At 40.1% G+C, this 26,332-nt stretch carries 15 protein-coding genes, 2 tRNA genes and 3 rRNA genes; 11 read left to right on the top strand and 9 right to left on the bottom strand.

Annotation, left to right across the window (positions count from 1 at the left end):
• Positions 1–41: 41 nt before the first annotated feature.
• Genes ASE92_RS16360 through ASE92_RS16345 form a run of 4 tightly spaced genes read right to left on the bottom strand, consistent with a single transcriptional unit; the run spans position 42 to position 4,767 of the window.
• A complete protein-coding gene (locus tag ASE92_RS16360) occupies positions 42–1,148 on the bottom strand; it encodes a glycosyltransferase family 1 protein (RefSeq protein ID WP_056851173.1) in 1,107 nt (368 codons plus the stop codon).
• The gene (locus ASE92_RS16355) at positions 1,141–2,550 is read right to left on the bottom strand and encodes an O-antigen ligase (RefSeq protein ID WP_056851172.1); all 1,410 of its coding nucleotides are present in this window, start codon (positions 2,548–2,550) and stop codon (positions 1,141–1,143) included. Before ASE92_RS16355 ends, ASE92_RS16360 begins: the two co-directional genes overlap by 8 nt.
• Entirely contained in the window at positions 2,547–3,464 is a 918-nt protein-coding gene (locus ASE92_RS16350; protein ID WP_056851171.1) for a glycosyltransferase family 2 protein, read from the bottom strand. Before ASE92_RS16350 ends, ASE92_RS16355 begins: the two co-directional genes overlap by 4 nt.
• Positions 3,457–4,767 (bottom strand): oligosaccharide flippase family protein, encoded by a 1,311-nt coding sequence (locus tag ASE92_RS16345; RefSeq protein ID WP_157255770.1) that lies wholly within the window; start codon positions 4,765–4,767, stop codon positions 3,457–3,459. Before ASE92_RS16345 ends, ASE92_RS16350 begins: the two co-directional genes overlap by 8 nt.
• A gap of 158 nt (positions 4,768–4,925) precedes the next feature.
• Here ASE92_RS16345 and ASE92_RS16340 point away from each other — a divergent pair, with 158 nt between their 5' ends.
• A complete protein-coding gene (locus ASE92_RS16340; RefSeq protein WP_056851169.1) occupies positions 4,926–6,317 on the top strand; it encodes an undecaprenyl-phosphate glucose phosphotransferase in 1,392 nt (463 codons plus the stop codon).
• 89 nt (positions 6,318–6,406) lie between these two features.
• Positions 6,407–8,014, top strand: a complete 1,608-nt coding sequence (locus ASE92_RS16335) for a hypothetical protein (RefSeq protein WP_056851226.1) — start codon at positions 6,407–6,409, stop codon at positions 8,012–8,014.
• Between the two features lie 371 nt (positions 8,015–8,385).
• Here the strand turns inward: ASE92_RS16335 and dxs are convergent, their stop codons facing one another.
• Positions 8,386–10,314, bottom strand: coding sequence for a 1-deoxy-D-xylulose-5-phosphate synthase (gene dxs / locus ASE92_RS16330; RefSeq protein ID WP_056851168.1), 1,929 nt, complete (start codon positions 10,312–10,314; stop codon positions 8,386–8,388).
• Positions 10,315–10,602: 288 nt separating this feature from the next.
• On the opposite strand from dxs, the gene ASE92_RS16325 reads away from it, so the two are divergent.
• From ASE92_RS16325 to glyA, 3 genes are all read left to right on the top strand, one after another.
• Entirely contained in the window at positions 10,603–10,794 is a 192-nt protein-coding gene (locus tag ASE92_RS16325; protein WP_056851167.1) for a hypothetical protein, read from the top strand.
• Between the two features lie 74 nt (positions 10,795–10,868).
• Positions 10,869–11,612 carry a ScpA family protein gene (locus ASE92_RS16320; RefSeq protein ID WP_056851166.1) on the top strand — a complete coding sequence of 248 codons (744 nt, stop codon included), beginning with the start codon at positions 10,869–10,871 and terminating at the stop codon, positions 11,610–11,612.
• Between the two features lie 292 nt (positions 11,613–11,904).
• Positions 11,905–13,176 (top strand): serine hydroxymethyltransferase, encoded by a 1,272-nt coding sequence (gene glyA / locus ASE92_RS16315; protein WP_056851165.1) that lies wholly within the window; start codon positions 11,905–11,907, stop codon positions 13,174–13,176.
• A 279-nt stretch (positions 13,177–13,455) separates the two neighbouring features.
• Here the strand turns inward: glyA and ASE92_RS16310 are convergent, their stop codons facing one another.
• Together ASE92_RS16310 and ASE92_RS16305 are read right to left on the bottom strand one after the other, a co-directional pair.
• Positions 13,456–14,829 (bottom strand): hypothetical protein, encoded by a 1,374-nt coding sequence (locus ASE92_RS16310; RefSeq protein WP_056851164.1) that lies wholly within the window; start codon positions 14,827–14,829, stop codon positions 13,456–13,458.
• 53 nt (positions 14,830–14,882) lie between these two features.
• Entirely contained in the window at positions 14,883–15,581 is a 699-nt protein-coding gene (locus ASE92_RS16305; protein ID WP_056851163.1) for a ComF family protein, read from the bottom strand.
• Between the two features lie 1,295 nt (positions 15,582–16,876).
• On the opposite strand from ASE92_RS16305, the gene ASE92_RS16295 reads away from it, so the two are divergent.
• From ASE92_RS16295 to ASE92_RS16270, 6 genes are all read left to right on the top strand, one after another.
• Positions 16,877–18,396 (top strand): 16S ribosomal RNA (locus ASE92_RS16295).
• A gap of 184 nt (positions 18,397–18,580) precedes the next feature.
• A tRNA-Ile gene (locus ASE92_RS16290) sits at positions 18,581–18,655 on the top strand.
• A gap of 13 nt (positions 18,656–18,668) precedes the next feature.
• Positions 18,669–18,742 (top strand) — tRNA-Ala (locus ASE92_RS16285).
• 363 nt (positions 18,743–19,105) lie between these two features.
• Positions 19,106–21,983: ribosomal RNA gene (locus tag ASE92_RS16280) — 23S ribosomal RNA — on the top strand.
• Between the two features lie 136 nt (positions 21,984–22,119).
• Positions 22,120–22,231 (top strand): 5S ribosomal RNA (gene rrf, locus ASE92_RS16275).
• Together the 16S, 23S and 5S rRNA genes with 2 tRNA genes alongside form the textbook arrangement of a ribosomal RNA operon.
• 619 nt (positions 22,232–22,850) lie before the next feature.
• Positions 22,851–24,152: a leucine-rich repeat-containing protein kinase family protein gene (locus ASE92_RS16270; protein ID WP_056851161.1), complete on the top strand. Its 1,302-nt coding sequence runs from the start codon at positions 22,851–22,853 to the stop codon at positions 24,150–24,152.
• Here ASE92_RS16270 and rlmN read toward each other — a convergent pair.
• Positions 24,149–25,204, bottom strand: a complete 1,056-nt coding sequence (gene rlmN, locus ASE92_RS16265) for a 23S rRNA (adenine(2503)-C(2))-methyltransferase RlmN (RefSeq protein WP_056851160.1) — start codon at positions 25,202–25,204, stop codon at positions 24,149–24,151. The genes ASE92_RS16270 and rlmN overlap by 4 nt on opposite strands.
• An 88-nt stretch (positions 25,205–25,292) precedes the next feature.
• On the bottom strand, positions 25,293–26,267 hold the full coding sequence (gene rluF, locus ASE92_RS16260) for a 23S rRNA pseudouridine(2604) synthase RluF (RefSeq protein WP_056851159.1): 975 nt from the start codon (positions 26,265–26,267) through the stop codon (positions 25,293–25,295).
• Between the last annotated feature and the right edge of the window lie 65 nt (positions 26,268–26,332).

The following is a 26,332-nucleotide window of genomic DNA, read 5'->3' as shown; positions in this document are numbered from 1 at the left end:
TTCTATATGGATTTTAGCGGGCAAAGTTAGCAAAAAATATGCTACTGAATGCGTTCAAATTCTTGGAGTAAAGATTCGGCCGTTTTCTCCCAGGAAAATAGTTTTAAGCGCTCCCTACCTTTGTTGATTAGCGTTGCTCTCAATAAGTCGCTGTTCAATGCCATTTCAATTTTAGCTGCTATGTCGTCAATGGAAAACGGATCGAAGGTGAGCACGGCTTCGCCACCAATTTCTGGCAGGGCGGTATTATCGGCTACAACTACGGGCAAACTGTATTTGAAAGCTTCTAGTATCGGGATGCCAAAACCTTCGTTAGTAGATGGGAAAACGTATAAGTGCGCATGTTGGTAGATTGCGGCCAGTTCCTGATCTGAAAGATATCCCGGGAAAATGATATCCTGCTCACATTGAGATTCAGCTAGCGCTTTGTTAATTTCCTCACTATCATCACTAAACATTTTGTTCTCTATTTTTCCGGCTAAAACTAGCTTCAAATCTGCATTGCCTCTCTGTTTTACCTTTGCAAAGGCACGAATAAGGGCAGGGATGTTTTTTCGTTTATTCATTACTCCAACATGGAGAATATATTTGCCAAAATGATTTTTTGATGGAGAATCAACGAAAGCTCCAAGAGATTTCGGTCCTTCATAAATTACAGGCATTTTTTCTATTGCGATGTTGGTGTATTTATGAATTTGCTGCCTGGCGTACCTACTGGGTGTGATCACTAAAGGTGAGCGCCGGGCTGCAGGTATTGCTGTTGCCAAGGTAAGTTTAAGCCAGATTTTGTTAAAATGTTCGGGGCTTTCAAAGAAAAATGCATCGTGAAAAACCGGAACGGTTTTATAGCCCAGCTTGATCAGGGGCACTACATTGTCAGTGCAAAAGAGTACATCAACACCCTTAAGCCAGGCTTTAATTGGCAAGCTTACTTGTTTCCAAAACTGATACCTCAAGTGTCCGAGCAGTTTCAGCAGTTTATTGTTACCCAGGTACGGAGGAAACCAGGTATCAAAGAAGTAAAATTGGTATCTTGGATTAGTGTTGTGCTTAAATATTTTGCACAATTCTTCGAGGTATGTTTTGGTGCCTGTTTGTGCAACCTGAAGATCTTTTACGTCAATTCCTATTTTTAATGGCTTAGGCATTGGCAGGTTCAATTTCTGTGGATTTATGTTCTGTAACCGCAACTTTGGTTGAGATAACGCTTACAAACAAACCTGATAGAAACCAGGTAAAATAAGAAATGTAGGATGAAGATTCTATTTCGGATGTTAGCGAAGGAACGATAAAGCCAATCTTAATTAATAATAAAGCAAGGCAGATTTTTTTCTCTTTGCCTTCCAGGCGGTTAAACCATTTAATGCCTTCTTTAATAAAAGAGATATAGATAACGAGATATAGTAGAAGCGCCAAAATTCCGGCTTGAACACCAACAATGATGAACTGATTTTCGCCGCCAATGTTTTCTCCTAATGTGCCCCCAATCCTGCCTGATGATCCTAGGCCGAGTCCGAGTGGGTTTGAAGCGATCGCTAAAGCACCCTGAATCCATTCTACCAAATGACCAACGCTAGAAGGATTACTAAAATTTAAGGTATTGATAATCACCATTTGGATGCCATCATTCTGGTCTTGTTCCTTGGTTAATAAATAGGTGATGTAGATGGCAACGAGTGCCGCTCCGGCATGAACCGTGTTGGTGATAAATTTCCTTTTAGTGATTAATGAATAGGCATAAACTAAGATAAAGTAGCTGGCAAAGGCCGACCTTGAAAACGCAAAAATGATGGAAAATAATGTAGCGCCCAGCGCAATATATCCAAATTTATCGAGTTTTAAGGAGTAATTTTCGGCTGTGTAAAGAGCTGCAAGAACGGATAGCGCAATAATTGTAGCTGATGCGAACTCTAAGGGATTAGCAAAAAAACTGGCAAAACGTTTGTATCCACCCTCAGATTCAAATGTCCAGGTTAGGCCAAAATTTCCACTGGGCTCGAGGTTAAAAAGGTAAAAGTTGTAATCAGCATAACCGGTACTCGTTTGTAAATGCTGGTCATTCAAAACTTCTGTGAACATTACCAATGCTGCCGCAATGGAAACCACTAATACATAATGAAAGTATTTACTAATGTAGATCTCTTCTGATTTAAAAAGACGGCCACAGAAATATACCAGAACAAAGAACGATAAGGTTCTGCAAGCCATTATTCGATCTACGAAACCTTGTTCGCCAATTGGTAAAATGGCATACATAATAGTATATCCGAAAAATCCGATAATCAGGTAATCGATATAATGAAATTTTATTTTTGTTTTTAATTTCCAGATACTAAAACTCAGTACCACTACAATCAAAATTTCTTTAAAAGACTGGAGGTAGATGATAATGTTCCGTAAACCCAGCATAAAGGTTACTGATAATACGGTTGTGTAGATCGACAGGCCGAAAATCAGGAAAAGCATAAAACCCTCCTTCTTTCCTCTAACAATGTCAGACATGGCCAGGGTAAAAGCAAATAAATACACAAGTGGAAATATGATCATCATGGCCAGATGGAACTTAAAGGTGTAAATAATCCCTCTTTTATTCCCTGGTAAAGATAGGCTGCTTTTTTCTTTCTTCCCCTAATAATAAAATAGATGTACAGCGATACGTAATAAAACGAATCTTTAATAAAAATGATCGGGATGAAAACGGGATTTCCATATCTCCGTACGAACCAGATCTTGTTTCTGCAAAGGTAATAATGGATAACCGGACTTAAAGAACCTTCACTATTTTTACTTTTCTGCTGACCAGATACGCCTGCTTCATGATAGATTTTTGTACCTGGAAAATAGTATAAATCCCCTAAATTTTTCAAACGGAATGATAAATCTACATCTTCGTAATAGAGGAAAAACTTGCTATTCAATAAACCGGTTTTTTTAAGCGTTTCGTTTCTCATCAGCATGCAACAGCCCGTTAACCAATCTACTCTTTCGGGAGATTTTAAACCTTGTCTTTTCTCGCTGTTTTTTGAATAAGTAAAACCGAAAATTTTGTTGAAAAATGAACCTCCATTCCAAAGTTTATCTTTTTGATATAAATAGTAAATGGATGGTTGAACGGCGACGGTTTCTGGGTTGTTTTCTAATTGCGCTATTAGTGGGGAAAGAAAGTTTTCGTCAACTTCTGTATCGTTATTGAGTAGAAGCGAGTAGGTATAACCTTTTTCGATGCTGTATCGCAAGGCTGTATTATTTCCTTCTGCAAAACCTAAATTGGTTTTGTTATCGATAAAAATGTGATTTGGGAACTGTTGCTGTAAAATTGGTAAAGAATTGTCGCTAGAGCCATTATCAGCAATGATAATGTCGTAATCGCCTTCATCACAATATTCTGTAATGGAGGATACGCAGCTGATGGTGTGTGCCGGGGTGTTCCAATTCAGTATAATGATAGCTACAGGCTTATGCATTTTTGTTGGATGAACGGTTAATTACATAATTATACATGATTAGGGCACTTCCGTCGATTAAAAGTGTGTAAGCACCAAACCACTTTTGCAATCCCTGCGTAACGAGAAACCAGGAAGTGAAAGCCGATATGCAAAACAATATGAGTGCAATCCTGAATATTGCTAAGGTGTTATTCTTGAGTAGTAAATCGAGCACGTTAAGCACATTTAATGCAGCTAAAAATGGAACAAACGCCATTACCCTCAAATACATGATGGCATCCTGGTTTCGTTCGCCCGAAAGTAAGTGTACGATAAATTCGGGCATGATGAACAATACTAACGATAAAGTTAAAAACATCAACGCGATTAACTTACCCATTTTGGATTTATAGGCTTTCCATGAATAGATGTTTTCCTTATAAAGCTGAGCCGCTTTAGGATAAATGGCATTTGATACCGATATAATAAGAATCCTGGAAGACCCAATCACTTTGTCGCAAATGGAATATGCACCCAACCACAGCGGGTTTCCCCATTTTGCCAGGGAGAAGATCATCAACGATTGCTGTAGATGGACAGAAATATTATTAACAGTAAGGAAAAAATTATCTTTTCCAATTTTTGATAATTCTTCTTTATTGGGTAAATGAAGCGTTAACTTATGTTTTATCATAACATAAATTAACAAAACTGCATAAGCTAGCATACTGGCTGCACCAATAATGAAATTTACCCATTCTGAATCTTTTGTTCCTTTAATAAAGGCCAGTACAGCTAAAATCACTAAAACCTTAGATATAAGGTTAGCTATGTTGTAAATTTTTAACTTTTCAGTGCCCAGGAAAATAAATAATGGGTTTAAAACTTCAGCTAAAACTACAGGAGAGGATAAAAGAATAAATTGATAGTAACGGATGTTAGCCCATTGTAGCGAAAAAATAAGGATAAGGTACAGGATGAATATAATTGTTCTTACCCAAAGTGTACTAGAAACCACCTGGTTTAATTTGGTGTTTTCATTCACATACATGGCCACATCCCTCACACCAGACTGGTTGGTGCCATAATTAACTACAATTGATGATAAGCCAGAAAATGTATTTGCCAGGATAACCATGCCAAATGCTTCAATGCCAATTATTCTGGTGATGAGAGGATACATCAACAGTATGAGCAATATGTTAGAAATTTGAATACTGCTTAGATTAAAGAAATTGGAAACTATTTTAGTTTCCTTTAAACCACTTATAAAATTTGATAGAACTTGCTTCAAAACTTTCTGGAAGATGTTTGGCAAATTTATATAAATAAAATAGAACATGGCATTAAAAATGTTTTGCCAGAGGGCTAGCTTGGCTTGTTTTTTGTTGTTAAGCTTACGAATTTGATGCCGTTTGACGGTTATCTCATTCAAATAACCAACAAATTATCTGTTAACTAAACAAGCTAACTATATTTGCCAAAATCTCTACCACATCAATGATTGAAAGTAACAGTACTTATTTTAAGACGATAAGTATCCTTATAGATCTCGTTCTAGTCAATTTAGCTGGCTATCTCGGATATGCAATTGCTTATGATACTTTCGGGATTGCTGATGGACGGGGGATTAATTTTCTCCATATCCTACTCATTAACTTTGTTTGGTTTAATGTTACTCAGATCACTAAAATTTATCAGGATATGTTTGTTAAGGATGCCATTCCTACTATCAAACAATCCTTGTGGAGCCTTGTATTTTTAGGTGTCATCATCTTCATTTTAGTCGCTTATCTTCGTGACTTTAATGTATCAAGCCGTTTAATAGTTTATGCAGGTCTAATTTTTGCTCCCTTATTTCTTACTGGAAAAATTGTTTTCCTACTTTTGCGACGATCCAGCAGGGCAAAATTGATTAATTACAAAAAGGTGGTTATTGTTGGAGCTGGTCCTTTAGGTTTGGATTTAAAAAATTATTTAGAGGAGCACACCCATTTAGGTTATAAAGTGGTTGGTTTTTTTGATGATGCCGCAGAAAAGCAAAACCTTAAACATGTAATTGGGAAAGTGAATGAGTGCATTGACTATGTGAAAGATAGCAATATCAATGAAATCTATTGCGCATTGCCAGATAGGGCATTGGCTAAAATTGATACGTTAATGCGTCAGGCAGATAAAGCACTTATCCGGTTTAAGCTTGTGCCTGATGTAAAAGACTATTTTAAGAAAAACGTAATGGTTCAATTGTACGGGCACCTGCCTGTTTTAAGCCCGCGTACGGAGCCGCTAGAAATTCTAAGCAACCAGATTATTAAAAGGCTTTACGATGTCGCTTTCTCTATGTTCATCATCATATTTGTAATGAGTTGGCTAGCCCCTGTTTTGGCCATTTTGATAAAAATGGAGTCGAAAGGCCCTGTTTTTTTTAGACAGCTTAGATCGGGTAAAGATAATCAACCCTTTTACTGCTTAAAATTTAGAAGCATGTATATGAACAGCGATGCAGACTCAAAGCAAGCCAGTGCAAATGACGTTAGGGTTACCCGCTTAGGAGCCTTTATGCGAAGGAGAAGTATTGATGAGATGCCTCAGTTTTTTAATGTTTTAATGGGCGAAATGTCTGTTGTGGGTCCTCGTCCACACATGATTCAACATACGGCAGAATACTCTGCACTCATCGATCAGTTTATGGTAAGGCATTTTTTGTTGCCGGGCATTACCGGTTGGGCGCAGGTGAATGGTTTTAGAGGGGAGACCCGTGAGGACGGTTCGATGGAAGAACGCGTAAAATTGGATATATGGTATCTGGAGAATTGGTCGTTATTACTCGATCTTAAAATTACGTTCTTAACCATATGGCAAGTTATTTTCGGGCATAAGAATGCGAATTAGGTAAGTTTAACCCGCATTTAAACTATTTAAAGGAGCGAATCAAATAATTTTCCGTCCTTTGCAAAATCAATCAATTATAAATTATGTTAATGAAGAAAATTTTTACCATCCTCCTTTTAATATTTTTAGCTGGTCGAATTCAAGCCCAATCTCAATACCAACCCTATTCATATCAATTTTACCAAAAGTTAAACAAAGAGGTATACAATACAGATACCCGCTTTCATAGCAGTTTAAAGCCTTTTTTTATTGATGACAGCCTGCTTCTTGCAAGAGGTGAACAACTTTTAAGTGTGGGCATAGATTCTTCTCGTCATTCATGGGTATCTCGAAAGTTATTCAATGAGCATTTATTTGATATTCGTAAACCAGAATTTACCGTGTATGCCGATTTTCTTCCTGATTTTCAAATAGGAAAGGATTTTTCTGGCAAGCAAAATGTATGGTTAAACACACGTGGCTATCAAGTAGGTGGAACAGTAGGTAAGAAATTTTCTTTTTACACCAGCGGCTTTGAGAACCAAGGAAGGTTTGCCAAATATTATACAGATTACTCCCGATCTTTGAACGTCGTTCCTGGACAGTCTTACAATAGAGATTATGGATCTAATGCAGGTAAAATGTCTCTTGATTGGTCGTACGTAACAGCCTTAGTTTCATACACACCAATTAAGTATCTCAATATCACAGCAGGTTACGATAAAAACTTCATTGGAGATGGTTATCGCTCCATGTTATTATCAGATGTTTCTTCACCTTATCCATTTCTGAAGTTAACCGGAAATTTAGGTAATGTTCAATATATGGCATTGTGGGCTTCCATGCAAGATCCTTCCGTTCCAAAATTATCGTACGAAGCGGGAAACCGTAAAAAGGGTGGGGTTTTTCATTACTTAGATTGGAATGTAAATAACCGGTTATCTATTGGGTTTTTTGATTCCATTATTTGGGGACAAACTGATGATTTAGGAAATAAAAGAGGCTTTGATTGGGGTTACGCCAACCCGGTAATTTTCCTCCGCCCTGTTGAGGCTTCAAGTGGTTCTCCTGATAATTCCATGATAGGGCTAACAGCTAAATATAAATTTGCAAAAGAAGTTGTCGCATATGGTCAGTTCTCATTAGATGAATTTGAAGCGAGTAATTTCTTTTCCAGTAATGGAAGTCCACGGAATAAATACGGATGGCAATTGGGGATAAGAGGTACTGACATTTTTAAAATCGAAAATTTAAATTATTTATTAGAGTACAATACTGCTAAACCTTATACCTATACTGGCCGTACCCAAATCGTTAATTATACCTCTTACGCAGAGCCACTTGCTCATCGTTTAGGGGCCAACTTTAGAGAGTTATTAGGAATTGTTAACTACTCCTGGAAAAGATTTGATTTTACTGGCCAATTGCAATATGCAAAATATGGTTTGAGTTTAAATGGTCAGGATTATGGTCGGGATTTGAGTGTTCCATATGCCGAAGCAATCAAACAAACGGGTAACTTTACTTCACAGGGATTACGTACAGATCTTTATTATGCCGAAGGAAGGGTAGCTTATATCATCAACCCAAAGTATAATCTACGCCTAGAGGTTGGGGGCATTTATAGAAACGAAAGTAATTCCTTAGCTAAAAACAATACTGGCTTGATCACTTTCGGATTAAGAAGTTCATTCAGAAATCTTTATACCGACTTTTAGTCTTAAACAATTATTCAACCTTATTTTGTTTAAGCCATATAGTAGTTTTATTTAAGACTAATTAGTTTGCAAATCATATATTAACGTTGAAAGCTTCATAATGAAATGTTTTAAACGCAATCAAGAATAACTTTTAAATTATACAAAAGTTATTCTTGTAAATGGGGAGTAGAAGCAGATTACCTGTAACTTGTTTGACAAAATGCGGTATGTGATAACCTATATAATCTTAATGGTGGAATTATAGGTTATATTAGAAAACTTGAACTGGATTTACCGACTTATTAGCAAAAAAAATGCTAACCAAAAGGGGATAAAGACATATAACATTCTCTATGTTGACTTCACTTGATAGTATTCAGTGCTGAATATTACCCCACCATACTATCCGTTAATCTTTTAGAGCCGACCTTCCTTACTGCCTCAACAATCGAATCTTTATCATAACCACACTCTGCCCAAAGTTCTGGTTGTTCTCCATGTTCGATAAACTGATCGGGAATACCTAACCGAATTACATTTGAATTGTAGCCGTTGTCGGCCATAAATTCCAGCACAGCTGAGCCTATTCCTCCTGGAAGCGATCCATCTTCAACGGTAATAACATGTTTGTATTTGGAAAAAACCTCATGCAACATCTCCTGGTCTAACGGTTTTACAAATCTAAGGTCGTAATGTGCCGGATAAATGCCTTCACTATTAAGTTGTGTACGAGCTTCGACAGCAAAATTACCAACATGTCCAATCGTTAATAGAGCAACGTCTTCACCATCACAAATTTTTCGCCCTTTGCCGATCTCAAGCGCTTTAAATGGTCTTTTCCAATCAGGCATAACCCCGTTTCCCCGAGGATAACGGATTACGAACGGGCCCATGTTCTCTTGTTGAGCCGTATACATTAAGTTCCGTAGTTCCTCCTCGTTCATTGGAGAAGATATGATCAGATTTGGAATACAACGCATGTAAGCAATATCGTAAGCACCATGATGTGTTGCGCCATCAGCTCCGGCTAAACCAGCCCGATCTAAACAGAAAACTACATTAAGTTTCTGTATCGCTACATCATGAATAACCTGATCGTAGGCCCTTTGCATGAAGCTTGAATAGATATTGCAGAAAGGTACTAATCCTTGTGCCGCTAAACCTGCAGAAAAAGTAACAGCATGCTGCTCAGCGATACCAACGTCAAAAGCACGTTTTGGCATGGCTTTCATCATAATATTTAATGATGAGCCTGAAGGCATTGCCGGCGTAATTCCTACTATTTTTTCATTAGCTTCTGCCAGTTCCACCATCGTATGTCCAAAAACATCCTGGTATTTAGGAGGTTGAGGCTTGTCTGGAACACTTTTTTTAATTTCACCTGTAATTTTATCGAATAAGCCTGGTGCATGCCATATCGTTTGGTCTTTTTCGGCCAAGGCAAAACCCTTACCCTTAACTGTAATACAGTGTAATAATTTTGGTCCTGGTATAGCAGATAAATCTTTGATGGTTTGTGCTAAACGTTTAACATCATGCCCATCCACTGGGCCGAAATACCTAAAGTTTAACGCCTCAAATAAATTACTTTGCTTCAAAAGCGTTCCCTTTATACTTTTCTCAATCTTTTTAACATATTTATGTGCATTTGGGCCAAGCTTTGATAAGCCAACCAATACATTCGATATATCATCGCGGAAGCGATTGTAAGATTTTGAAATGGTTATGCTGGTTAAATATTCTTTCAGTGCGCCAACGTTAGGATCAATAGACATACAGTTGTCATTCAGAATCACTAACACATTGCTGTTTTCGATGCCAGCGTGGTTTAAGCCTTCAAAAGCTAAGCCTGCTGTCATTGCACCATCACCAATTACGGCGACATGCTGGCGATCGGTTTCACCTTTCAGTTGTGAAGCAACAGCCATTCCTAATGCTGCGGAAATAGAAGTAGAAGAGTGACCGACACCAAAAGTATCGTATTCACTTTCCGATATTTTAGGGAAGCCACTAATCCCTTTATAGATTCGATTAGTATGAAATAAACCCCTGCGGCCTGTAAGAATTTTATGTCCGTAAGCTTGATGTCCTACATCCCAAACCAGCTTGTCGTAAGGTGTATTTAAAGCATAATGTAGCGCTACAGTTAACTCTACAACACCTAAACTAGAGCCAAAATGGCCACCATTTACACTCACCACATCAATAATGTATTGGCGTAACTCTTGGCTTATTTGTTCTAAGTCAGATTCGCTATATTGCTTTAAATCAGCAGGATAGTTGATTTTAGATAATAGGGGGCCAGCTTTAACTTGCATTCAGATTTGGGTAAAAAACAAGATACAAAGTAAGGTATTTTTGTTTTAATACAAAAGAAAAATCGTCAAGGTTAAGTCCTTACCCACTCAATTACTCCTTAATATGTTAAAATGAAGCGAAAAATGATCCAAAGACTCCTTATAGTTGTAGTATTAATTAGTCTTAATCCTGTTTTTTAGTTTTCGTTTATCTATCTTTGCGCCGCTTATCTCTACCAAACTAGATTGTTAATCGATTTAATTTTTGGAGGAGTTGGTAAACCCCCATATTAGTAAAAAAAACATCCCATGATAAATTTAACGCACTCCACGCCAGTCAATAAACTCAATAAGGTAAAAATCGGCGACGAAATTATCGATGAGTATCATTCACAAGGTAAAGTAGTTAAAATCAAAAAATCAGTAGTTGATAACTTGAAAGAATATCTTTTTCATTTAGATTCTCGCCAAACGATTTATATTCTAACCAACGCTAATTAATTAGTCATTCTTGTTGCTCTGGTGATTATTTTAAAATATTGCCGTCTCCCTGTTTTTGTTAAATTTGTTAACAAATGCAAGCAGAAAATTTTGAGATCAAACTTCCGGTTTTCGAAGGACCATTCGATTTATTATTGTTCTTTATAGAACGGGATGAATTAAACATCCAGGATATTGAGATCGCAAAAATCACAAACGACTTTCTAGCGTACATACACCAACTTTTAGCGCTTAATGTAGAGGTAGCCAGTGAATTTATTTTGGTGGCGGCAACCCTAATGAGGATTAAATCTAAAATGCTATTGCCGAGAATAGAAATTGATGAGGCAGGCAATGAAATTAATCCCGAACAAGATTTAATAGCCCGACTTATTGCTTATAAACAATTCAAATCTGCTGCAGAAGAAATGAAAGTTTTGGAAGATAGCAGAATGAAACAGGAGCGAAGGGGTAATATAGAATATGATCTATCTCTTGCTGCCGAATCCTCTTCTCATCAGGATGAGCTTTTATCACTCGATTTATACAAGTTGCTGACTGTTTACCACAAAACAATGCAAAAATATGAGTTGCGAAGTGAGGAAGTTAAACATACAGTAATCCAATATCCTTATACTATTGAGCAACAAAAGTATTTTATAGCCAATCTACTTGATATTAACAAACAGATTGATTTCGCGGTGGTGCTCAAAAACTCCGAAAATAAGGTGCATTTTGTTTATAATTTCCTGGCCATACTCGAGATGTTACAACAACAACTAGTAGAAATTACGATTGGCAGTGGTTTCAATAACTTTAAAGTAAAATCATCCGCTTAATTTTTTTTGGTTTATTATTCTGTTTTCTGCACTAACGGGCACCCATTAAACCCGACTTAGCGGAAATACTTTTTTGAATGTTTGATCTTTCATATTCATCACAAACAATGACAAAAAAGATTGTAGCGAGGGCGGGAGTAACCTTTAAAAGAATTGCTGCTACTGCTTTCCAAATCCTGTAGCTTCTTTAAAAAAATATATCTGGCAAAAGGGCCAGACTTTCCTCATATCCAGCCTTTACCTTAGAGATTAATTTCTTACTTTTGCAGAAAAAATACAAACCTATATAAGGATGAAACGCGACACCCAAATTTTTGAACTTATTGATAAAGAACTAGACCGCCAAGAGCACGGATTAGAGCTTATCGCATCAGAAAACTTTGTAAGCAAGCAAGTAATGGAAGCTGCTGGTTCTGTGCTAACAAATAAATACGCAGAAGGATTGCCAGGAAAACGTTACTACGGAGGCTGCCAGGTGGTAGATGTTGTAGAACAAATAGCAATCGACAGAGCAAAAGAATTGTTCGGTGCTGCCTGGGTAAACGTTCAGCCACACTCTGGTGCACAGGCAAATGCTGCGGTAATGTTAGCCGTTCTGCAACCTGGTGATAAAATTTTAGGATTTGATCTTTCTCACGGCGGTCACTTAACGCATGGTTCTCCTGTCAATTTCTCGGGCAAACTTTATCAGCCATTATTTTATGGCGTAGAAAAAGAAACCGGTTTGATCGACTATAAAAAACTGGAAGAAGTCGCTTTAGCTGAAAAACCTAAATTAATTATTTGTGGTGCATCGGCCTACTCAAGAGAATGGGATTATGCTTTTATCCGTTCAGTGGCTGATAAAATTGGTGCTTTGGTGCTGGCAGATATATCGCACCCGGCGGGATTAATTGCCAAAGGTTTGTTGGCCAACCCACTTCCACACTGCCATATCGTAACAACAACTACACACAAAACTTTGCGTGGTCCTCGTGGTGGTATGATTATGATGGGAAAAGATTTTGAGAATCCATGGGGTTTGAAAACGCCAAAAGGAGAAACCCGTATGATGAGTAACTTACTTGATATGGCTGTTTTTCCAGGTACTCAAGGCGGACCGTTAGAGCATATTATTGCTGCAAAAGCGATTGCATTTGGCGAGGCTTTAACTGAGGAGTATGGAACTTACATTAAACAAGTTGCTGCGAATGCACAAGCGATGGCGAAAGCCTTTGTTGCTAAAGGTTATGGCATCATCTCAGGCGGTACTGATAATCATTTGATGCTTATCGATCTGCGGAATAAAAACATTACTGGTAAAGTCGCCGAAAACGCGTTGGAAAGAGCAGAAATTACTGTGAATAAAAATATGGTTCCTTTTGATGATAAATCACCATTCGTAACATCAGGTATCCGTGTAGGTACAGCTGCCATTACTTCTCGTGGCTTGAAAGAAACAGAAATGGAAAAGATTGTTGATTTGATCGATCAGGTTTTAACTAATCCAGATGATGAAGCTAACATCAATGCCGTAAAAGCAGAAGTGATTAATTTGGTTAGTGCGTTTCCGCTATATAAATAATATTGTTATTGTAGGCTTTTGGAAGCATTAGCCTTTTAAAGCAGTTACATAAAATGTAGCTGCTTTTTTATTTTAGGCTGCTTTGTATAAATTACCAATTGAGCTATTGGGTATAACTTACGTAGTGTCGAATTTTTATTTTAATATCCTTTACAAACTGATGTAAAAAGTAAAGGGCCGATATCCTTTTGAAGAAATATCGACCCTTACCATCTAAATTAACGCTCTCAATTATATAAACGAACTGGGGCAAAAATTGTTTTAACGAGTTAACAAAAATTACTTTTTTTCATAACAACCCATTGATGAAGGAAAGATCCTCAATGTATTTTTCAAGTCGCGATTGAGATAATTGCTGAAAAATACATCACTACTAAGATTTAGCCCTTTTTTTATCGCAGGACTAGTAGTAAGTAATTCAAAATTTTCTAATCCAGGAGAAATAAAGCCGGGATCCAGATTTAATATATTGTCATTGTTAGCATATGATGTATTCACGGTTTTAATCAAATTATTAAACAGATTGCTTTGTAAAACTGCATTTGTTTTCCTTTCGATTGCGAATTCGTTAATTAGCGATCCCCATATGATGTTATTGGTTAAATTCAAACTTAGGGCGTTGGTCATCCTGGCCGATTGATAATCGGAAAAACTTATAGATGCCGTTTTTCGAGGGAAATTTAAGTTATAGCCAGCGAAAGTATTTTGCTTCAAATTGTAATTGCCGCCTCCAACACCATAAATCAAATAGTTGCCACAGTTGTAAAATAAGTTATTAAAGGCAGTTAGTTCTGAATGATAACCTATATAGCCGGCAACTTGCATATTTTTAATAATGCTGTTGCTTAACAGTAGTTTTGGGGTGCCGTTAACCGAAAGAGAGTCAGACGTTAATCCAACCGAAGCATTTTTAATAGTGGTATAGGAGATTATTCCTGTTCCTGACGCATTCAGATGTATACCTTTCCATTGCCCTGGAACATTAGCGAAAGTGCTTTCCAGTCTGTCACTACAAAAAAGGATAGGTTTATCAATTGTCCCTACGGCATTCAGTCTACCTTCAATGTTTAAGCTGGCATCCGCGTGAAAGTAAATTTTTGCTCCTGGTAAAATAGTTAACGAGGAATTGTTCCTTACCGTTGAAGCGCCGCTGATTATATAAGGTAAATCACTTGTCCATGTTGTATTGGTAATAATGGAAGATGCATTAATAAAAATCGCATTTTGGCCATAAGCAAGCAATTGAATAGTTTGCTTATTTTCATTGGTAGTAAACAATATAGAATCTTGAACAAGGAAAGGTGAAGCTTTGCTGATTGGGTTAATGGTTGCCTTAACAAATAAATTAATAGAATCTCCTGCGTTTACAGTAATATTTTGCTTACTGATACTGTATTCTCCATTAATATTTATGCTGAATGAAGAAGCATTTCCATTGGCCAGGCTAATTTCTGAAATGTTAATCGCCGAATTGTTTTTATTAAGGATTTTTATCCTTTTAACGGTTGATCCAACTGTAGTAAATATGGTATCAAATAAAATGCTATCTGTTGAGAATGTAAGCCTCGCGTTTGGGTCTGTCGTAATGTGTTCATCTTTTCTACAACTCGAAAGACAAATTAAAGTAAAGACTAAAATAAAAATATTACGCATCTTCAAACTTATATATTTTCGGCTGATCGCTTTACAAGTTAATAAAAGGTTTGTTACTCTGCAAAAGCTAGTGCTGCAATACTCACTTTCGCAACACCATTTTTTAGAAGTTCATTTGCACAGGCTTCCAAAGTAGCTCCAGTTGTAATTACATCATCAATTAACAAGATAAGTTTTCGACTTAATTGCTCAGGCTTTACAACCTTAAAAACATCCTGCATATTCTCATATCTGTTGTATCGGCTCTTCTTTGTTTGACTTTCCGTGGCAGCACTTCTAATAAGTTCTGCTTCGCTAAACGGTACGTCTAAAATTTGCGAAATGCCTTCTGCAATATATAAGCTTTGGTTGTAACCGCGTATTCTTAACTTTTTCAAATGCAGAGGTACCGGTATAATCAAATCAATATCCTGATATAAAGGACTAAACTTTAATCTTTCGCCAAGTTTATTTCCCAGCAAAACCCCTACCTCCGTCTTGTTGTTGTATTTTAAATTATGAATAAGATTCTGAACTTTGGAATGCTTCCTGAAATACAACATAGCCATAGCTGCGTTTAAAGATAGTCGTCCCCAAAGTTGCTTGGCTACTCTGTTATCAGCATGAATGTGATAATCGGTAAATGGCAAATCATATAAACATTTTGTGCAAATAAGATGCTCACTATAATATAGAGGTGTACCGCAAGCGTTGCAAGCATTAGGGAACAGTAATCCCATTAAATCATAACCCCAACGTTTTACTGCTAACATTTATCTAATCTATTAAATTTAGTTTTATAATTAGCTAATATATTTGTTAGTACTGCTATATCCTATTAAAGTGCCGCCCGCCCTTTGCTTCAAATCTTCGCCTAAAAAATTCGGTGCTGTTTTTGCCTGCTGCAAGCATGGGTTTTCCAATTCTGACGGCTTTACGTGGCGCAGCGTTTGCAAAAAAAATCACCATATTTCATTCATCAGACCAAAAAATGCGATACCACTCCGGCCTAGTCGCTGCCAGCAAAGCGCCGTCCAGTCTATATGTCCTATATATCTATATGGTTCATAAAACAAAAAGCTCATGGTTGAAGGCCAAAATCACACGGCCGCTGAAGCCAGAACGACGTTTGGGCTGTAAAACCTATATTTTCTATATCTCTATATGGTTCAAAAACCCAAGAAAGCTCACATTTTGCAGTATCAGCTTATCCTGTATCTTCCTGCTTCCCATAGCTCAGCCAGGGTCCTTTGGGTGTGATTTTCCGAAGTGTACACCCGATTGCCCTATTTGTTTTGGCGTTATCCAAAAAATTTCATCCTGAAAAACAGGCTTTTACAATAAAGATCAAAAATGTGATTTTCCGAAGTGTACACCCGATTGCCCTATTTGTTTTGGCGTTATCCAAAAAATTTCATCCTGAAAAACAGGCTTTTACAATAAAGATCAAAAAAAAGGGTGTGGAGTATTTGGCGGGAGCKKATTTTTTTCTACTTTTGCATCCCGCTTCGGAGGAAACGGTTGCAGTGAAAAGATGGATCTGGGGAATGTGGGAGGAGAAAAAGGCAAATAATTTATTTTAAAATAAATTTGCGGAAAAGAAAAAGATCGCTACCTTTGCAGCCCGGTTCGGAAGGAACGGGAAGCCGCCTGRAAAAGYGGWAWATTGAAAAGCAGAAAGAAAACGGGAACGAAAAAATAAAAATTATTTTATTTGGAAGTTGAGAAAAGTTTTCTACCTTTGCACTCCCAACCGAAAGGAAAGGAAAAAAGTCKAGCGGCGGATGTCGCGGAAGACTGGAAACAAAAAGATTGAAACGAGCGGAAACAGGGAAGAGACGATCAAGACTCATGCCCAACTGAAGCGAGCAGATATATAGAGACAAGCCGAGAGGCGATTGTCGATAAGTTCTTAAAAGAGATGTCAATGATGCGTAGTGGGGTAATGAAGTACGAATTCAAGTACAGAGTTCCTTATTACATTTTAAAGTCAATGTCCAACGGACAAAACAAAAGAAGACTATTTTTAACGATAGTTAAAACTGGTCAGAATCTTACAACACATTTTACAATGGAGAGTTTGATCCTGGCTCAGGATGAACGCTAGCGGCAGGCCTAATACATGCAAGTCGAGGGGTAGARGWKGCTTGCWWCYTTGAGACCGGCGCACGGGTGCGTAACGCGTATGCAACCTACCTTCATCTGGGGGATAGCCCGGAGAAATCCGGATTAATACCGCATAAAATCACAGGATGGCATTATCCAATGATCAAACATTTATGGGATGGAGATGGGCATGCGTGTCATTAGCTAGTTGGCGGGGTAACGGCCCACCAAGGCGACGATGACTAGGGGATCTGAGAGGATGGCCCCCCACACTGGTACTGAGACACGGACCAGACTCCTACGGGAGGCAGCAGTAAGGAATATTGGTCAATGGAGGCAACTCTGAACCAGCCATGCCGCGTGCAGGAAGACTGCCCTATGGGTTGTAAACTGCTTTTATTCGGGAATAAACCTATTTACGTGTAAATAGCTGAATGTACCGAAGGAATAAGGATCGGCTAACTCCGTGCCAGCAGCCGCGGTAATACGGAGGATCCAAGCGTTATCCGGATTTATTGGGTTTAAAGGGTGCGTAGGCGGCCTGTTAAGTCAGGGGTGAAAGACGGTAGCTCAACTATCGCAGTGCCCTTGATACTGATGGGCTTGAATGGACTAGAGGTAGGCGGAATGAGACAAGTAGCGGTGAAATGCATAGATATGTCTCAGAACACCGATTGCGAAGGCAGCTTACTATGGTCTTATTGACGCTGAGGCACGAAAGCGTGGGGATCAAACAGGATTAGATACCCTGGTAGTCCACGCCCTAAACGATGAACACTCGCTGTTGGCGATACACAGTCAGCGGCTAAGCGAAAGCGTTAAGTGTTCCACCTGGGGAGTACGCTCGCAAGAGTGAAACTCAAAGGAATTGACGGGGGCCCGCACAAGCGGAGGAGCATGTGGTTTAATTCGATGATACGCGAGGAACCTTACCCGGGCTTGAAAGTTAGTGAATGATCCAGAGATGGATCAGTGAGCAATCACACGAAACTAGGTGCTGCATGGCTGTCGTCAGCTCGTGCCGTGAGGTGTTGGGTTAAGTCCCGCAACGAGCGCAACCCCTATGTTTAGTTGCCAGCACGTTATGGTGGGGACTCTAAACAGACTGCCTGTGCAAACAGAGAGGAAGGAGGGGACGACGTCAAGTCATCATGGCCCTTACGTCCGGGGCTACACACGTGCTACAATGGATGGTACAGAGGGCAGCTACATAGCAATATGATGCGAATCTCACAAAGCCATTCACAGTTCGGATTGGGGTCTGCAACTCGACCCCATGAAGTTGGATTCGCTAGTAATCGCGTATCAGCAATGACGCGGTGAATACGTTCCCGGGCCTTGTACACACCGCCCGTCAAGCCATGGAAGTTGGGGGTACCTAAAGTATGTAACCGAAAGGAGCGTCCTAGGGTAAAACCGATAACTGGGGCTAAGTCGTAACAAGGTAGCCGTACCGGAAGGTGCGGCTGGAATACCTCCTTTCTGGAGTGGAGTTGACTACTCACTGCGCAACATGATATTTCAAAACAAGAGAAACAAAAAAGAAAACACCCAGAAGAAATGACGGTTGTCCAATAACCAAAAGACATCGGCACTGACCACTAGGTAAGCAAAGGAAGCGGTAGCGGTAATATACTAACCCGCAACTATAAGCAACCTAACAGACAGTCCCGTAGCTCAGCCTGGTTAGAGCACTACACTGATAATGTAGGGGTCTCCAGTTCAAATCTGGACGGGACTACTTTAATAATCCTGGGGGATTAGCTCAGCTGGCTAGAGCGCCTGCCTTGCACGCAGGAGGTCAACGGTTCGACTCCGTTATTCTCCACAGTAACAAAACACATCACCGGGATCGGTGACCATCATTGACAGATTGAAAGAAAGAAAAGAAACGCCATGGGGCACATATATATAAGGTATATGAAACGGTTCGAGACCGCGGTTTTTGACTAACGAAGCTGAAACGGAGCTTAGGCAGGGGACAATGAAACCCTCTACCTTTATACCTTCGACCTTCAGKCTCGGTAAAGTTCTTTGACATATTGGAAGAAGTTAAAAAAGAAGAGCAAACAACAATAGGCGACTGTTGTGTTTGTGCTCACCGAACGGAGTAGTAATACGAAGCAAGGTATGAGACATCATGACAAGAGCAAAAAAAGCATACCATATGGCGCAAAAGGCATATGAGTAGAAGAAAGTAATAAAGAGTACACGGGGGATGCCTTGGCTCTCAGAGGCGATGAAGGACGTGATAAGCTGCGATAAGCTTCGGGTATTTGCAAATAGRAATTGATCCGAAGATTTCCGAATGGGGCAACCCGGCTGGTTGAAGACCAGTCACATATAATGAGCAAACCTGCCGAACTGAAACATCTAAGTAAGCAGAGGAAGAGAAAATAACAATGATTTCCTGAGTAGTGGCGAGCGAAAGGGAAAGAGCCCAAACCATCCATGTTACGGCATAGGTGGGGTTGTAGGACTGCAACGTGGCATTAGCAAACAGAAGTGGAATGGGATGGGAAGCCCAGCGATACACGGTGATAGCCCGGTACACGTATAGAATGCTAGTCTAGCAGTATCCTGAGTACCGCGAGGTCGGAGACGCCTTGTGGGAATCTGCCGGCACCATCCGGTAAGGCTAAATACTCCTGAGAGACCGATAGTGAACCAGTACCGTGAGGGAAAGGTGAAAAGAACCCCGAACAGGGGAGTGAAATAGAACCTGAAACCGTGTACTTACAAGCGGTCGGAGCATCCAAGTGGTGTGACGGCGTGCCTTTTGCATAATGAGCCTACGAGTTACTCCTCTCTGGCAAGGTTAAGTGCTTCAGGCACGGATCCGAAGCGAAAGCGAGTCTGAATAGGGCGTATAGTCAGAGGGGGTAGACGCGAAACCTTGTGATCTACCCATGGACAGGTTGAAGGTGCGGTAACACGTACTGGAGGACCGAACCGATAAACGTTGAAAAGTTTCCGGATGATCTGTGGGTAGGGGTGAAAGGCTAATCAAACTGGGAAATAGCTCGTACTCCCCGAAATGTTTTTAGGAACAGCGTGGATATTAAGTTTCATAGAGGTAGAGCTACTGATTGGGTGCGGGGGAGTCAAATCCTACCAAATCCAGACAAACTCCGAATGCTATGAAATATGATCTGCAGTGAGGCGCGGGGTGCTAAGGTCACGCGCCGAGAGGGAAAGAACCCAGACCATCAGCTAAGGTCCCCAAGTTACAGTTAAGTTGAACTAACGAGGTCCGATTGCACAGACAGCTAGGATGTTGGCTTGGAAGCAGCCATTCATTTAAAGAGTGCGTAACAGCTCACTAGTCGAGCGATCGGGCATGGATAATAAACGGGCATTAAATTGTACACCGAAGCTATGGGATTGAAATATATCGGTAGGGGAGCATTCTAGCGGCAGCGAAGGTATCTGGTAATGGGTGCTGGAGCTTCTAGAAAAGCAAATGTAGGCATAAGTAACGATAAGGCGGGAGAGAAACCCGCCCACCGAAAGGATAAGGTTTCCTGATCAACGCTAATCGGATCAGGGTCAGTCGGGACCTAAGGAGAACCCGAAGGGGAAATTCGATGGACAACTGGTTAATATTCCAGTACTTTTTATAACTGCGATGTGGGGACGGAGTAGTGACACTGCCGCGATCTGACGGAATAGATCGTTAAAGACAGTAGGTAATGGAACGGTAGGCAAATCCGCCGATCTAGCTGAAAGTCGATAGTACCGCGAGCCTTCGGGTGAGCGGATAGCGCAGGTAATCAGACTTCCAAGAAAAACCGCTAAGCTTCAGGTTATAAAAACCCGTACCGCAAACCGACACAGGTATCCGGGAAGAGGATTCTAAGGTGCTCGAGTGAATCATGGCTAAGGAACTCGGCAAAATGGCCCTGTAACTTCGGGAGAAGGGGCGCTGGCAGCAATGTCAGCCGCAGTGAAAAGGCCCAGGCGACTGTTTAACAAAAACACATGGCTTTGCAAAATCGAAAGATGAAGTATAAGGCCTGACACCTGCCCGGTGCTGGAAGGTTAAGAGGGGATGTCATCCGCAAGGAGAAGCATTGAATCGAAGCCCCAGTAAACGGCGGCCGTAACTATAACGGTCCTAAGGTAGCGAAATTCCTTGTCGGGTAAGTTCCGACCTGCACGAATGGTGTAACGATCTGGGCGCTGTCTCAGCCATGAGCTCGGTGAAATTGTGGTCCCGGTGAAGACGCCGGGTACCCGCAACGGGACGGAAAGACCCCATGCACCTTCACTACAATTTAACATTGACATTGGATACAGGATGTGTAGGATAGGTGGGAGGCTTTGAAGCGGCGTCGCTAGGCGTCGTGGAGCCAACGTTGAAATACCACCCTTTCTGTATTCGGTGTCTAATCCCGATCATTCGGGAGACATTGTTTGATGGGTAGTTTGACTGGGGTGGTCGCCTCCAAAAAGGTAACGGAGGCTTTCAAAGGTAAGCTCAGTACGCTTGGTAACCGTACGCGGAGTGCAATAGCATAAGCTTGCTTGACTGTGAGACATACAGGTCGATCAGGGTCGAAAGACGGATATAGTGATCCGGTGGTTCTGCATGGAAGGGCCATCGCTCAAAGGATAAAAGGTACGCTGGGGATAACAGGCTGATCTCCCCCAAGAGCTCATATCGACGGGGAGGTTTGGCACCTCGATGTCGGCTCGTCACATCCTGGGGCTGGAGAAGGTCCCAAGGGTTCGGCTGTTCGCCGATTAAAGTGGCACGCGAGCTGGGTTCAGAACGTCGCGAGACAGTTCGGTCCCTATCTGTTGTGGGCGTAGGAATTTTGAGTGGGGCTGACCTTAGTACGAGAGGACCGGGTTGGACTAGCCTCTAGTGAATCTGTTGTTCCGCCAGGGGCATTGCAGAGTAGCTACGCTGGGAATAGATAAGCGCTGAAAGCATCTAAGTGCGAAACTAGCCACGAGATGAGAATTCCATATAGGACCGTAGAAGACTACTACGTTGATAGGCTACAGATGTAAAGCTGGCGACAGCACAGTCGAGTAGTACTAATCATCCGAAGCTTTCAAAGCAAACAGACTGTTGTTTGTTCTTCTAACATAACTTCTTTCAATAATATGTCATTTAGTAGTTGGTACTGAGTACTTGGTAGATAGATTAGATGTCTAAATACTAACGACTAAATACTACATACTATTTAAAAACATTTAGGTGCCTATATCGGTGGTGTCCACCTCTTCCCATTCCGAACAGAGAAGTTAAGCCCACCAGAGCCGATGGTACTGCGGTAACACGTGGGAGAGTAGGTCGGTGCCAAATCTTAAAGCCCAAACAGGGCATTAGCGAGAACCCCTTCAGCAACAGCTGATGGGGTTTCTTCGTTTATTTCGTGGGGAGAAAAGAATAAAGAGCAGCGAACGGAGAGCAACTGTCTTTAAAGAGATGCTACTATTGTTAATTGGGTTTCATGGCTACATCAATCCCAGATCTGTCTGGAGCTGTTGAACCATATAGGGATATATGCCATATAGCTGGGTGGACCCGGTTTTAAGACGTTCTCTGTTTATCAGATAGCAAGGTTCTCGGCATAAAACAGCGGTGTTCMTTGCGTTCATGGTTGAATGGTCTGCAAACCTCCCGGATCTTATTGAACCATATAGGAATATAGGTCATATAGCTGGGTATCCGGTTTTGTATACCTGCGGGAAAGCAGTTCCGGCCTATGAAACACCTTCCCTGGGTTTGATAAACCCGATGGTACGGAAATCCTTTTTGTACCGCTGCCGATCAAAACCGATAGACCCCAAAACAAAAAGATTGGAGAGACAGCGGGGCTGAAGAACAAATCGCTTTAAACCAATGTTTCCAATAAAGCACCTACTTAATATTCATCATTTAGAATGTTTCCGCTATCTTCGCAGTTCATTTCCATTATAAATTGCAAACTTTAACACAACTCATTAACGGCGAACTTTCAGGAGCCACTACTATAAAGATATCTGAAGGGCTCGAGTCGTTTCCTGAGCAGCTTTTTGAGCTTACTGATACCTTAGAATACCTTGATTTATCATCCAATAAGTTAACAGCATTACCGGATGATTTCAACAGATTTAAAAAGCTGAAAGTTTTTTTTGTATCCGAAAATAGATTTGCCATTTTCCCAGCCGTTTTAGGTAAGTGCGATAATCTCCAAATTATTGGGTTTAAGAGTAATTTAGTAACGCATATCCCAAATGACGCATTTCATGCTAATTTTCGGTGGTTAATCCTTACTAATAATCAAATTTCCAGTTTACCAGCATCTATTGGTAAGTGTTCGAAGTTGGAAAAGCTGATGCTAGCTGGAAATAGATTGGCAGCGTTGCCTAAGGAGCTTGCAAATTGCAATAGCCTTGCATTGTTGCGGATTGCTGCAAATAACTTAAATATGTTGCCCGAGTGGTTAGTTGAAATGAAAAGTTTGGCCTGGTTGGCTTTTTCGGGTAACAATATGATAAACCAGAAAGTCGAGTCAGTTGCGGGAGTAAATATTGATCAATTTCAGATTCAACAATTATTAGGAGAAGGTGCTTCCGGCACGATATTTAAAGCGACCAGTATAGATGTGAATAATCAGGATGAAGTTGCGATCAAAATATTTAAAGGAAGTGTTACCAGTGACGGCTTTCCAGAGGATGAGCTGCAAGCTTATTTGGCCGCGGGGCATCACCCTTCGATCGTGAAATTGAAGTCTGTAATTGATTTAGATGAGCAGGGTAAAAAGGGTTTGGTGATGGAGCTGATTCCTGCTCACTTTTATAATCTTGGCAAACCGCCAACTTTAAACAGTTGTACAAGGGATGTGTTTGACGAAGACTTTAAACTCAGTGAGCAGCAATTGTTTGAAATTGCCATTAGTATGGCTTCTGTAGGTGCACATCTGCATGAAAGAGGAATTATGCATGGTGATTTATACGCACACAATGTTCTGGTTGATGATACCGGCAACACATTATTCGGCGATTTTGGAGCGGCTTCACGGTACGATAAACGAGATCTTGCTTTAGCTTTCTATCTGGAGCGAATTGAAGTAAAGGCCTTCGGATTTCTCCTCGATGATTTGCTTTCGCTTTGCCGTGCGAATATTTCTGCTCACGATGCGCTTTGCAAACTTCGCGATTTGTGTTTATCTGAAGATCAACAGCTACGGCCTGGCTTCAATGAGATATTAACTGAATTAACTTTGCTTAGAAATAGCTAGTTGGCAGCTTCTTCTTTTACAGCCAATTGACCACAGGCCGCATCAATATCTTTACCACGACTTCGGCGTATATTTGTATTGATTCCCTGGCTTTTCAAATAGTTTGAAAAAGCATCTATTTTATCGCCTTCAGCGTTAGTGAAGTCAGCAAATGAAATTGGATTGTATTCAATTAGATTTACTTTGCAAGGAATATGTTTACAGAATTTAGCCAAATCCATCGCGTCACTAATCTCATCATTAAAATGGTTGAAAACAATGTACTCGTAGGTTACTGGATTTTTAGTTTTGGCGAAATAATATTTCAAGGCATCGGCCAATGCTTTTAATGAATTTGCTTCGTTAATGGGCATAATCTCATTACGTTTCTTATCATCTGCAGCATGGAGAGAAAGAGCAAGATTAAATTTTGCACCATCATCGCCTAATTTTTTGATCATTTTTGCAATGCCTGCCGTGGAAACCGTAATTCGCTTATAGCTCATGTTTAGTCCATCTGGAGCGGTAATTCGCTCTATTGACTTAAGTACATTAGCGTAATTTAAAAGTGGTTCGCCCATACCCATGTACACAATATTGGTTAGGGGATTATTATAGTTTTGCTTGGCTTGTTTGTCAATCAAAACCACCTGATCATAAATTTCATCTGCATTTAGGTTGCGTTTACGATCCATGTAACCCGTGGCACAGAACTTACAGGTTAAGCTGCAACCCACCTGCGAACTTACGCAAGCGGTCATCCTATCCTCCAATGGGATTAGAACTCCCTCAACGATATTTCCATCAGCTAAACGAAAAGTGTTCTTGATCGTATGATCGTTACTGAACTGCGAGTTGTTTACCTGAACAGCATTAATTGAAAATCCTTCTTCCAGCGTTTTGCGCAAATCTTTTGAAAGATTGCTCATTTCATCAAAAGTAGTGGCTGATTTTTCCCATAACCACTGATAAATTTGTTTTGCCCTAAATGCAGGCTGTTGCAATGCAATTAACTGCTGCTGCAATTGAGGCAAATCCAATGAGCGGATATCGATTTTTTTTTCTGTTACCATTTGTTGCAAAGGTACTTAAAAAAGCTTTTAAGCTGAAAGATCAAAGCAGAAAGCAAACAGCTTAGTTTCAAATTTTACAATTTGCAGGCTATCTGCCTCTTTGTCTGGCGTTTGATTTTCCCGAGGGTTTACCTTTTGCAGGTTTAGAATTTCTATTACTAGCGCCACCTTTTCCAGCGGATTTTGAGGAAGAATGAGATGTGCTTTTTGTTGCTCCGCCCGATTTTGAAATCGGTTTATTAGACTTAAATGGTTTTTTAGGTTGGTCCTGCTTCAACTCGGGGATCTCTTCCCACGAATTAGTTTTCTTTTTGGTGTTCTTTGGTTTTGCCACAGCCTCAGATGAAGATTTTTCGACACTCTTCATGATGCCATTCATTTCTTCTTCACTCAACTCTCTAAATTCACCTGTAGGAATGCCTTTCAGATTGATATTCATAATCCTTGTACGTTCCAACTTGGTTACCTCATAACCAAAATGCTCACACATTCTGCGGATTTGCCTGTTTAAACCTTGTATTAAAATGATATTGAATACAAATGTACTCACTTGACGAACCTTGCACTTGCGGGTGTTTACGCCCAAAATCGGTACACCATTGCTCATCTCAAACACAAAATCTTCGGTTACAGGCTTATTTACCGTAACCACATATTCTTTTTCGTGTTTATTTCCTGCTCTTAAAATCTTGTTAACAATATCACCATTGTTGGTTAAAAAAATCAGCCCCGATGAATCTTTATCTAACCGGCCAATAGGAAATATACGTTCGCTATGGTTGATGTAATCAACGATGTTATCTTTAACATTAGATTCTGTTGTGCTGGTAACGCCTACAGGTTTGTTAAACGCCAATAAAATAAAATTTGATTCTTCTTTCGGTTCAATATTGTGACCATTGACCATGACCTTATCACCAGCAAAAACCTGATCTCCGATTTTGGCTCTTTTGCCGTTGATGAAAACATTGCCCTTCTCGATAAACCGATCTGCTTCACGGCGGGAACACAACCCGCTCTCACTTATAAATTTATTTAACCGGGTTGCAGCATTGTCGTTCATGATGCAATTTTACGGAAATAAATTATGTTATGGACCAATAGTAACCAAAGAACACCAACAAATTA

This window comes from Pedobacter sp. Leaf41 (assembly GCF_001422545.1).
Taxonomy (GTDB): domain Bacteria; phylum Bacteroidota; class Bacteroidia; order Sphingobacteriales; family Sphingobacteriaceae; genus Pedobacter.
The sequence above is the reverse complement of the archived record's forward strand: the minus strand, read 5'-3'. Positions and strand labels throughout refer to the sequence as shown.